Source organism: Methanobrevibacter sp. (genome assembly GCF_045603845.1).
Lineage (GTDB): Archaea > Methanobacteriota > Methanobacteria > Methanobacteriales > Methanobacteriaceae > Methanocatella.
In genome coordinates, this window is record NZ_JAZUMY010000068.1 from 44,487 (window position 1) to 54,960 (window position 10,474).

Annotated in this window: 12 protein-coding genes; 6 read left to right on the forward strand and 6 right to left on the reverse strand. The window is 33.1% G+C overall.

The annotated features are described in order from the left end of the window. The first annotated feature begins 354 nt into the window (after window positions 1–354). Window positions 355–732 (forward strand): hypothetical protein, encoded by a 378-nt coding sequence (locus ACKI2W_RS06420; RefSeq protein WP_407380377.1) that lies wholly within the window; start codon window positions 355–357, stop codon window positions 730–732. Window positions 733–877: 145 nt separating this feature from the next. On the opposite strand, the gene ACKI2W_RS06425 is transcribed toward ACKI2W_RS06420, so the two are convergent. From ACKI2W_RS06425 to ACKI2W_RS06440, 4 genes are all read right to left on the reverse strand, one after another. Continuing rightward, a complete protein-coding gene (locus ACKI2W_RS06425; protein ID WP_407380379.1) occupies window positions 878–1,147 on the reverse strand; it encodes a hypothetical protein in 270 nt (89 codons plus the stop codon). An 86-nt stretch (window positions 1,148–1,233) separates the two neighbouring features. Further along, window positions 1,234–2,154: a hypothetical protein gene (locus ACKI2W_RS06430; RefSeq protein ID WP_407380381.1), complete on the reverse strand. Its 921-nt coding sequence runs from the start codon at window positions 2,152–2,154 to the stop codon at window positions 1,234–1,236. A 637-nt stretch (window positions 2,155–2,791) separates the two neighbouring features. After that, the gene (locus ACKI2W_RS06435) at window positions 2,792–2,977 is read right to left on the reverse strand and encodes a hypothetical protein (protein WP_407380383.1); all 186 of its coding nucleotides are present in this window, start codon (window positions 2,975–2,977) and stop codon (window positions 2,792–2,794) included. Window positions 2,978–3,153: 176 nt separating this feature from the next. Continuing rightward, the gene (locus ACKI2W_RS06440; RefSeq protein ID WP_407380385.1) at window positions 3,154–3,339 is read right to left on the reverse strand and encodes a hypothetical protein; all 186 of its coding nucleotides are present in this window, start codon (window positions 3,337–3,339) and stop codon (window positions 3,154–3,156) included. Window positions 3,340–3,715: 376 nt separating this feature from the next. On the opposite strand from ACKI2W_RS06440, the gene ACKI2W_RS06445 reads away from it, so the two are divergent. The 4 genes from ACKI2W_RS06445 (at window position 3,716) to ACKI2W_RS06460 (ending at window position 7,584) form a co-directional block, all read left to right on the forward strand. Continuing rightward, window positions 3,716–4,852, forward strand: coding sequence for an aldo/keto reductase (locus ACKI2W_RS06445; RefSeq protein ID WP_407380387.1), 1,137 nt, complete (start codon window positions 3,716–3,718; stop codon window positions 4,850–4,852). A 1,115-nt stretch (window positions 4,853–5,967) separates the two neighbouring features. Further along, on the forward strand, window positions 5,968–6,873 hold the full coding sequence (locus tag ACKI2W_RS06450; RefSeq protein WP_407380389.1) for a hypothetical protein: 906 nt from the start codon (window positions 5,968–5,970) through the stop codon (window positions 6,871–6,873). Between the two features lie 50 nt (window positions 6,874–6,923). After that, window positions 6,924–7,106, forward strand: coding sequence for a hypothetical protein (locus ACKI2W_RS06455; protein WP_407380391.1), 183 nt, complete (start codon window positions 6,924–6,926; stop codon window positions 7,104–7,106). A 316-nt stretch (window positions 7,107–7,422) separates the two neighbouring features. Beyond that, complete coding sequence (locus ACKI2W_RS06460) at window positions 7,423–7,584, forward strand: hypothetical protein (protein WP_407380393.1); 162 nt, start codon at window positions 7,423–7,425, stop codon at window positions 7,582–7,584. 31 nt (window positions 7,585–7,615) lie between these two features. Here the strand turns inward: ACKI2W_RS06460 and ACKI2W_RS06465 are convergent, their stop codons facing one another. Continuing rightward, on the reverse strand, window positions 7,616–8,200 hold the full coding sequence (locus tag ACKI2W_RS06465; protein WP_407380395.1) for an NAD(P)H-binding protein: 585 nt from the start codon (window positions 8,198–8,200) through the stop codon (window positions 7,616–7,618). Window positions 8,201–8,230: 30 nt separating this feature from the next. After that, window positions 8,231–9,289 (reverse strand): helix-turn-helix domain-containing protein, encoded by a 1,059-nt coding sequence (locus tag ACKI2W_RS06470; protein ID WP_407380397.1) that lies wholly within the window; start codon window positions 9,287–9,289, stop codon window positions 8,231–8,233. 99 nt (window positions 9,290–9,388) lie between these two features. On the opposite strand from ACKI2W_RS06470, the gene ACKI2W_RS06475 reads away from it, so the two are divergent. After that, window positions 9,389–10,474: DEAD/DEAH box helicase (locus tag ACKI2W_RS06475; RefSeq protein WP_407380399.1), on the forward strand; the 1,086-nt coding region annotated here is incomplete at its 3' end.

A 10,474-nucleotide genomic window follows, 5' to 3' on the forward strand; every position in this document is an offset into this window, starting at 1 on the left:
TAAATTTAAAAATGAAATGTAAAAAAAGCTTAAAATTAGTTAAATCTTTTAGAAAAATGCATGTTTAATCTAAAAAGAAAAAACATGCATCAGATAAATGATTTTTTAAAAATAGTAACACGGGAGGTGTTACCATATTAATATAACATTAACCAAGTATTTAAACATTTCTTTATTTTAATTGCCTTAGAAAGTACAGATAAAAATTTAGTTTATTTTTTCATTAAATTTAATGGTATTTATTTAATATTTCAAATAATAAGTTGAACAAACATTTCCTTAATTTGTATTTTTACTGTCAATCGGAGCCGTTTTAGGAAATATTTTTTAACTGAAAAAGCAAAAAATAGCATTATGAAAAGAATTATCTTGATAATTGTGGTGCTTGCATTTGCAGTTTCCTGCGTTTGGGCAAGTGAAAATATTGAATTTTACGAAAATGACACGTTAATAGAATATGATTCAGTTAACTTTACCATACCTCACGGCTTTGGTCAGGACAAGTCCATAGTAAACGCAACGACAATATTTTTCATAAACGAGAAAAATGAAACAATCAACATTACTGTAGGATCCGCTATGGTTGACGGAAACTATACGATGTTCGGTTCACATATGGGTTATCTTAATCAGACCAATTCAACAGTTGCATTCAGCTATGTCGCTGACGGGAAAAATGTGACTTTAAGGGGTTCGTCCCAGCAGCTGCTTTTGAAGGTTCTTGAGGGATAAGTTGTGATGTCATTTTAATTAAATATAGGCATTATTAAAATATATGTTGCTCTTGTAACTATTATAAATTTTAATCTTTTTATTCATTTAATTAATGTTTGTTTCAAATCAGGATTTCTTTCTCTGTTTGATGTACGGTAGCAAATCAATTAATGTCATTGTTTAGTATTCCGTCTACTGTGTATCCGTATTTTTCTGCCAATTCGTCTATGGGTGTTCCATTATTGGCTAAATCCTTTAAAACTTTTATTATTCCTTGTTCTCTTCCTTCTTTTATTCCTTCTTCTCGGCCTTCTTCTCTTCCTTCTTTTTTTCCTTCTTTTTTTCCTTCTTCTCTTCCTTCTTTTTTTCCTTGTTTTCGTCCTTTAAGAAATCCTTGGCGTTCCATCGCATCCAATACGGGACTTCTTTTCATTTGGTTTTCTTTCAACTTTACATCCTCTTTTGTTTGTTTTTTTTGGTAGTGGGGGGGGTGATGGTTAATTATCGAATATTTGGTGTTTATTCAATAATTGTGTTTAGTATTTCGTCTACTGTGTATCCGTATTTTTCTGCCAATTCGTCTATAGGCGTTCCATTATTGGCTAAATCCTTTAAAACTTTTTTCATTCCTTCTTCTCTTCCTTCTTTTATTCCTTCTTCTCTTCCTTTTTTTATTCCTTCTTCTCGACCTTGTTTTATTCCTTGTTTTCGTCCTTTAAGAACTCCTTGACGTTCCATTGCATCTAATACCGGACTTCTTTTTTTCATTACCTGTCTCAATCTTATCATCCCTTCAAGTCTTATTATATCTTCATCTGTTTTTGCGTATTTGTGAATCATACATTGCATGGAATATATTAATTCATTTTTCACGTATGGGTCTTCAATTTTCAAATCATAAAGTACACTACAGATCACTTCGATGGCTTTTTCCTGGTTTTCACAACAAAATCGGGGCAAATTTATCAATTCCAGCCCTTCAATTTCGCTGAATTCTTCTTGATTTTTAGCTTTAGTTATCATGCTATTTAATTTTTTCCAAGTATTTTCATCGTGTAGTGAAATGACAAATGGTTTGAAAAGGTCTGTTGGCGAAATCCATAATTCCTTCAAGCATTTGTCTTCCGGAAGCGTTGTTGTTATAACGCTGATTACCGGATTTTTGGTCTTATAGTATATGTTTGTTTTGTAGTTGTATGACTTTTTTAGAGTATCTGCATTTACATAGCTTGTTTCATCCTCTATGTTAATAATACATATGCTTCCGTCTTCCATTCGGACTTCATATACTATGTCTGCTCTTGGAATTCCGCCGTCTACGTTGGGATATTCATTACACTCACTTCCAATGTATTCTCCCGGAAGATTATAGAATTCATGAGCTATATCGCCAAGATAGGTGAATTGCCGCTTCATGAATGTATCTTCAGGGTTATTCATACGTATTTTCCTCTGCATTTCAATTTTTCTCCTAAATATTATTTTCTCGAGAAAATTTCAAAAACTCATGATCATGCAATAACTGGTATAAACGAAGTTATATATAAGTTATTGGTATGAAATAAGGCAATAAGGTCTTTAAATTAAAAAATAACCTCTTTAAAGCAATATTATAATGATGTTGTAATGGGGTTGGTGGCATGTCTATTTTTTCCAAATGAATTTTGCCCCGAGACATTTTCAAAATTATTGTTTTTAATATATTTTTTGAGATATTCGGCTTTAAACTGTTTAATTCTTGGAAAACTAAGGAATTTTTCTTTTAAATTATGTGTATATGGTGTTTTTAATATTAAAAAATCGTTTAAAAGTGGTTGAGGTAAATTTTAATTAATGAAAGCAATATTCATATCTTTGCAAAAAGTTATGTATGGCTGAGTCCAATTATAATATAATGGGAGGTAACTATCATGTGGCAATGTCCAATTTGCACCCGATACTATGATGATTTCACTGAAATGTGTCCGCAATGCGGCTATATCAATGGAGTCAATAATTTCATAGACTGGAACGCAGAAAACAGTGAATAGTTAAAAAAATAAAAAAATAAAAAATAATTTAAACAATAATATTCATATTATTGATTGTTAATTTCGATTTTAACATGCTTGATTTCTTCAACATCTTCAGTGTTGAGAGCTTTAAGCATTCCGAAAATGGTTTCTTTAACGATGTCATCCGCAAATTCATTCAACCCAATGAGGATGTCATTGATTCTTAAAGAAACTTTATTTTCGAAATCAGGACTTGCTTCCTTATCCATCCGTTCACCTCCTTAGTTTTGATGTATTCAGGTTCAAAATATCGGTTCAATCGAACATGATTCTATTGCAGTGCAGCCAACAGCTAATTTTCAATCTTTCAAATGACTGATGATGCAGTAAAACTATTGGTTAACTATTCTACTGCGATAGGTTGAGATAAATATGTCTAATTGAACTATTCTTCGTTGTCTATTTCAATTTTGAGATTTCTGATTTCTAAATCAGCTGTTTTAATTGCTCTGACCATACCGAATATTACTTCTTTAATCATATCTTCAGCAAATTCGTTTAGTTCGATGCTGATGTCATTTATCTTTAAAGAAACTTTATTTTCGAAATCTGGACTTGGCTTTTTACCCATTCTAATCCCCCTATATCTTATTTTTTGCAGGTTCGACTCAGGTTCCAATTTTCAATTTCGGATATTCGTCGAGTGATGCTTTCTATTCATTCAATGTGCTCATGCTTTTTGAATATCATCGATGTGAAATATTCATATCGACTTAAACCCTTATTCCAAACCTATAATTACAGTTATTGTCATATTGCTTATTTAAATGTTTCTAATTTTTTTTAGTTAAATTTTAATATATATTTTTTAAAAAATAAGCTAAAATAAATTGTATAAAATTTTATGAAAATTTTATTTTCACAACGATTCTGGCAATTGTTGCACCCATTAACATTTAAATAAATTTGCTTACAGATTATATATTAAAGATAAAGAGGGGATAATCATGAAGTTAGGTATGGGAATGATGAGACTGCCGATTTTGGACGAGAACGACTTCAAAAGCATAGATTACGAACATGTCAATAGGATGGTGGACGCATACATGGATGTGGGCTTCAATCACTTTGATACCGCATATGTCTATCATGAGGGCATGGGCGAGGATGCATTCAAAAAATCAGTTGTTGAAAGATATCCAAGGGATTCATATAAGATTTCAACAAAACTGCCTTTGTTTATAATTTCCGAGGAGTCCCAGCTGGAGCCTATTTTTGAAGAGCAGCTTAAAAACTGTGGAGTGGATTACTTTGACTATTATATGCTTCACAATGTGAGCGGATTTACAGAAACCGCCTGGAAAAACGTTGATCTTTATTCATTCATTCAAAAGAAAAAAGAGGAAGGGTTTATAAAGCATATCGGAATATCAACTCACGGAAATGCAGAGTTTTTAGAAGAGATACTCTTTATGCATCCTGAACTGGAGTTCGTTCTGCTTCAAATCAACTATCTTGACTGGGAAGATGAGGGAATCGAGTCAAGAAAATGTCTTGAAGTCGCAAAAAAATACGAAAAGCAGGTAATGATAATGGAGCCCTATAAGGGCGGATTTCTGGCCGATGTTCCTGAAGAGGCTGAAAAGATAATGAAGGAGCATGCTCCTGAGCGTTCAGTCGTCTCCTGGGCAATGAGATTTGTGGCCAATCTGGATGCCTGCGTTGTCTGGACAGGCGCAAGCAGTCTCGAACAGCTTGAAAGCAATATTGATGAGTTTAAAAATGCCGATCCTTTAAGCGACAGGGAATTTGAAATCCTTGAAGAGGTATCTGAGATTATAAACAGCAACATTACTGTGGACTGCACCAAATGCAGATACTGCGTAGAGTCATGTCCAGAAGAGATTGACATCGCTAAACTCTTTGATTTGTACAACAAGCACAAGCTTCTCGGACGGGATGACTGGACACAGCAGGGAAATGCTTATCTGAATTATTCCAGGCTTCCTGATGTCGGAATAGCTTCAGACTGCAGTGAATGTGAAACATGCATCGAGGAATGCCCTCAAAAGATCAATATTCCTGAAGTGCTGAAAGATGTTGCAAAGACATTCGAGACTGAAACCTATGGATTTTCGGACTGAATTGTCCGTAAACAAAACACCAAATTAACCATTACCTTCTCGTACAATATTCTAATATGGCACAATATAACTTTATCAGGTCAATATTGCTTTAAAAAATCAATAAAGTATTTATAAGGCTTGTTTTAAATTTTAATATGCATACAAACTTGTTTGTGTGTAATATGCTGGCTCCCTGACATTCTATTGGGGATGATCTATGATATTTGGTGATTTTAAAACTGGATATTGTTGTGATTTGTCTTTGATTGAAAGTCATAATTATTTCCATATTAAAAATGGGGGGATAACATGTTGCTTGAGTTATATTTCAAGTTATATGCCGTCATTGATTTGAATTTAGTTTTCAATTTGATTGCATGTCTTGTTATATGTATTTTCATATGATTTAACTAAAGTCTATTGTTATCTCTTCTAAATTGGGTAATGTGCTATTGGGGAATTTAGAATAACTCGTATTCTTGGGGACTCAGTTGTCTTTTTAATAGTACAACCCAATTTTTAATTAAATTTAAATATAAAAAAATTAATAATTAAATCAAGGATTATATCCTTTTTTTATCATGGAAATAAAATCTTAATCAATGTCTACGAGTGTTTTGTACTGTGTGCAATTCTGACATTGATTATTTTTTCTTGTTTTAAACTAAATTCTATTTTTTAGTGATGCTGATGTTTTTGCGGGAGTACAATATATGTTTATCGATTAGTTCTCTTGCAATTCTAAGTATGGATTCTGATGTCGTATTGTGGGCTTGGTGTTCTCTTCTTTTTTCGTGATTATGTGTTCATCCTCATCGTACTGCACTATAAAACATAATCTGGGGATTGTGTAGTCAACATCTCTTTCTTCAACAGATTGATGGCATGCTGGTTTGAAATCTATTCCTGAAGTGCTGAAAGATGTTGCAAAGACATTCGAGACTGAAACCTACGGATTTTCGGACTGAATTGTCCGTAAACAAAACACCTGATTAACCATTACCTTCTCGTACAATATTCTAATATGGCACAATATAACTTTATCGGACCAATATTGCTTTAAAAAATTAATAAAGTATTTATAAAGCTTGTTTTAAATTATTACTTGATTTACTATTATTGGGTGTTAATTAATGACAACAGAGATATTGGCTATGAATAGAAATTCTATTGCTATTGCAGTAGACAGTGCAGTAACGATTAACAGACAAAAAACGGCAAACGGTTTCACAAAATTATTTCCAATAGATAATTTTCCGATGGCAATAATGATGTATGGATCAGCGAATTTTGAAAATATTCCTATGGAAAATCTGATTGCAGATTTCATCAATACAACAAATTTTGAGGAAGTGGATGATGTTGAAAAAGTAAAATCATTATTTTTAGACTTTTTAGCTCAAAACACTCCAAAACATAATTTCAAAAAGGATATTGAGTCCCGCTTGGATATTTTCAAAAAAGAAATAACAGATTATTTCGCCAGATTGAATGATGAAGAAATAGATTCTGAAATCCAATACTACTTGGGATTGGAAATACCTTCTTTTGTTTTGAAATTGGATGAATATTCTCAATATGACCATTATTTTAAAAGTCTAAAAGAAGAATTAGGTTTAGGCAAATGGAAAACCTTTAAAAATTATTTTTTTCATCAGCTATGTTTATATTCAACAGGAATTGTAATTGTGGGGTTCGGAAAATATGATAATTTTCCATCATATATGAATTTTGATATGGTAGTGAATAATGATGGCAATATTGAAATTTCAAATGAACAATCTGAGTTATGTTATGAATATAATATTATTGTTCCTTTTGCTCAAACTGATGTAATTTTAGGTTATTTGGATGGTATTCGCCCAGAATTTCATGATTTAATTATTAAATCAAATCCTATTTTTTTAAATGATTTTTTAGATGAATTTATAGAATTCATAGATTTGGAAGATAATCTGGCCGAAGGAAATATTAATAATGTTTTAAAGAAGGTTAATGAGTTTAAATCTAATATGGTCTGTCAAAATCAGAATTTTTAAATTTTATTGAATTTGGGAAAAATTATTTTTTTAATAATTTTCTAAATTCAATGAGTTTGCTTTCTAAAGAAGAAATGGCAAAAATGGTCGAACTTCTAGTGGAAATAACTTCATTAAGATATAAAGTCTCTCAAGAGTTGAATATTGTTGGGGGTGAGATAAATGTTGGTGTAATATCAAAATTAGATGGATTTGCATGGATTAAAAAAGAGAAATATTTTGATGAAAATTAATTGTATAGTAAATTTTAAATAAATTTTGTTATAAATTATAATTAAAGGTGATATTATGTTTGGTTTTGGTAAACGTATTAAGCCTAAAAACCATTACAATTTCGTTGTGCTAAACCTCTTGATGATTATGAGGAGTTACCTTCTTTAGAGGAGAGTTTTGAAGAATATCTTGAATCATTCAAAAAAGAACGTGCGAAAAAAAGAAAGTCTTAAATTAACCATTATTGTGAGGGATTTTTCCCTTCCATACATTTTTTAACTGTATCAGTTATTTTTGAATATGTATGGAAATTTGGATAATTGTTGGGGTGATATTATGTTTGGATTTGGTGAACGTATTAAGCCTAAAAAACCATTACAATTTCGTTGTGCTAAACCTCCTGAGGATTATGATGATTTGATTATTGAGGAGAGTTTAGAAGGATTGCTAGAATCCTTCAAAAAAGAATGTGAGAAAAAAAAGAAAGTCTTAAATTAACCATTATTGTTGGGGAGTCAATCCCTTTTAATTATTTTTTTGTAATGCTGATGCTTTTGCGGGAGTATAATTCTGGATCATCAATTATTTCCATTGCAATCTTAAGGACGGATTCTGATGTCGTGTTGTGGGTTCTGACGCCCTCTCCCTTTTCAGTTATTACATAGTCATCCTCATCGCCGTGCTCCATAAGGCCTAATCTCAGAATGGTGTAGTTAACGTCGCTTTCTTCAATCAGATTGACCGCATACTGGTTTGGAATCTGTAAAGGCTCGTTGTCAACATTTAAATGTTTTGCATTTTCAAGCTCGTTGTAGACACCGACGGTGGTCATGTAAATGAACCGCTTAGGTTTGCAGCTTATGATATTGTCTGCAATGACCGGCAGGTAGTCTCCTGAAATCGCACAATAGACTATGTCCTGGTCTTTCAATGCCTTTTTAAGGGCTCTTACGTCTGTTGCATTCACGTTCAATGCCCTGATTCTGTGGTTGTCCTCAAACTTGTTTGCCGCATTTCTTGAAATCAGAGTAAGTTTGTGGTCTGTAAATGCAAGCAGTTTTGAGGTCAGGGCGATTCCAAAGTTTCCTGTAGCGCCGAGAATTGCTATATTCATATTTTTTCACCTGTGGTTTACTTTGTATTTTCAATTAGAAAAGTTTTTTCCCTCATTTTCATCACTCCATGTTTTGTAAATAAGCTCTTCTTTGTAAAGGTCAAGCAGAATATCTTTTCTAACACCATTACCAATCTTTCCAGTTTTCCATAAATTTTCACACAGTGGTATCATATGGCCTATTGAATGATGCTCCTTGTCTTTTGGAGGCCTATATAATGAGGTGTCATAACCTAAACTGTTGGCTTTGGCAATGATATTGAATGAAAATTCTGCAAATTGTGATCCGTCAATAATGTTTTCGCTGTATAATCTTTTAATCAGCATTTTATGGTCTATCTGATAATACTGTTCGCATTTTATTATGTCTTCGATTGTCCATTTGCCTATGTTGTTGGATTCAATGAAATCATATAATGCATGTTCGCTCATGAGCAGATTGGATGCAAATTTATCTGCTTTTTCTTCAATTTCACTTTTAAAGCCTTCCGAACAGATAAAGAAATTTTCTTCATTATCCAATATGTGGTATAGCTCATGTGCCAGTGTGAAATTTTGACGTCCTATTGAATGAGTTGAGTTTACTAGTATGATAAAGTCAGAATTTTTCTTGAAGCAGCATCCGCTGACGCTTCTTTTCATAGGAAAGGATACTATTGTGAGATTTTGTATTTTTTGTGGAATTATTGCGAAAACATTTATCGGACTGTATTCGTCAATTCCGAGATGTCTTCTTATATTTATGTTTAATTTGGGCAGTTTCTGTTCTGCAGGCGTAGAATATTCTCTTAGTGTGGTTAAATGGGATGCTAGCTTATTGATTTTAGCTATTGCATTCAAATCCATATCATTTCCTGACTTGAACATTATGTTTTGCCTTTCGTAATCATCGCTTTCACCTAAAAGATACTCTGGTGTGCAATTATATAGGGAGCATATTTTGTCCAATAGGGTTAAATTTAAATTTCTCTTGTTATTTTCTATTTTTGATAGGTTACTTTGGTCTATTTTTAAATATTCTGAAAGTTGCATCTGTGAATATCCGTGTTCTTTACGTAATGTTTTTAATCTTAATCCAATGTTTGTCATGTTAATCCCTTAATTAATAATTGTCATAATAATTATTTAAATTTATCTGTATTTTTTAGGTCATACATTTAATATTAATCTAAAGACAATACATTAACAATGAATCCCAAAACTCCTCAAGACTACAAAAGGTTCAAGAAGCTTGTCAACGAGACGATAGTCTATGACGAGCCGAAATCACTCAACGGCCAGCTGAGGCCCTATCAGAAAATCGGCTATTCCTGGCTTGTTCAGAACATCAAATACCGTTTCGGATCAATTCTGGCAGATGATATGGGGCTTGGAAAGACCATTCAGATTCTTGCAGCCATACTGTACTTTAAGGAGCAGGCAAAATTCGACTCACGCCCGACGCTGATTATCGTTCCGCCGACCCTTATTTCAAACTGGGAAAACGAAATCAACAAGTTCACACCTGATTTGACCTATTACATCTATCACGGTCCGGGAAGGACATATCCGGTTGATGAGTATGATATAATACTGACTTCATACGGCGTTGTGCGCCTTGACCTGGATTTGTTTGACAACGACTGGCTTTTATGTGTCATAGACGAAGCCCAAAACATCAAAAACCCAAATACGGAACAGACCCGTGCCATCAAAAGCGTCAAGGCCTCTGTAAAGGTGGCTTTGACAGGTACTCCAATCGAAAACCGCCTCATGGACTACTGGTCAATATTTGATTTCGTCAATGAGGGGTATTTGTCATCTAAAGACGATTTCAAAAGGGACTATGTTGTGCCGATTGAGAAACTTGAGGATGAGGAGGTTTTAGCTAATCTTCGCCGCATTGCAAGGCCATTTGTCATGAGGCGCCTTAAAAGTGACGGTGACATCAAAAAGGAACTTCCTGAAAAGTTCGTAAACGATATTTACTGTTCCCTAACCAAAAAGCAGATTGTCCTTTATAACGCTATTCTTGATGAGATATTCTTTGACATTGAAAACTCAAAGGGAATCCAGAGAAAAGGTATTATTTTAAAGATTTTAACAGCTTTAAAGCAGGCATGCAACCATCCGGCACAGTTTCTGGATATCAAAAAGCCGAAGATTTCCGAGTCAGGAAAGATGGAGCTTCTGGTTGAGATTCTAACTAACATTTTGGATAACGGTGAAAAAGTGATAATATTTACCCAGTACGTTGAGATGGGAAAAATCATTCAGGATCTGATTTCCAAAAAG

What these genes read in the sequence shown, in the direction of transcription:
- ACKI2W_RS06460 (WP_407380393.1), top strand. Translation starts at nt 7,423, where the DNA reads ATGTTTGGATTTGGTGAACGTATTAAGCCTAAAAAACCATTACAATTT.
- ACKI2W_RS06425 (WP_407380379.1), bottom strand. Translation starts at nt 1,147, where the DNA reads ATGAAAAGAAGTCCCGTATTGGATGCGATGGAACGCCAAGGATTTCTT.
- ACKI2W_RS06435 (WP_407380383.1), bottom strand. Translation starts at nt 2,977, where the DNA reads ATGGATAAGGAAGCAAGTCCTGATTTCGAAAATAAAGTTTCTTTAAGA.
- ACKI2W_RS06465 (WP_407380395.1), bottom strand. Translation starts at nt 8,200, where the DNA reads ATGAATATAGCAATTCTCGGCGCTACAGGAAACTTTGGAATCGCCCTG.
- ACKI2W_RS06430 (WP_407380381.1), bottom strand. Translation starts at nt 2,154, where the DNA reads ATGAATAACCCTGAAGATACATTCATGAAGCGGCAATTCACCTATCTT.
- ACKI2W_RS06450 (WP_407380389.1), top strand. Translation starts at nt 5,968, where the DNA reads ATGACAACAGAGATATTGGCTATGAATAGAAATTCTATTGCTATTGCA.
- ACKI2W_RS06470 (WP_407380397.1), bottom strand. Translation starts at nt 9,289, where the DNA reads ATGACAAACATTGGATTAAGATTAAAAACATTACGTAAAGAACACGGA.
- ACKI2W_RS06455 (WP_407380391.1), top strand. Translation starts at nt 6,924, where the DNA reads ATGAGTTTGCTTTCTAAAGAAGAAATGGCAAAAATGGTCGAACTTCTA.
- ACKI2W_RS06440 (WP_407380385.1), bottom strand. Translation starts at nt 3,339, where the DNA reads ATGGGTAAAAAGCCAAGTCCAGATTTCGAAAATAAAGTTTCTTTAAAG.
- ACKI2W_RS06420 (WP_407380377.1), top strand. Translation starts at nt 355, where the DNA reads ATGAAAAGAATTATCTTGATAATTGTGGTGCTTGCATTTGCAGTTTCC.
- ACKI2W_RS06445 (WP_407380387.1), top strand. Translation starts at nt 3,716, where the DNA reads ATGAAGTTAGGTATGGGAATGATGAGACTGCCGATTTTGGACGAGAAC.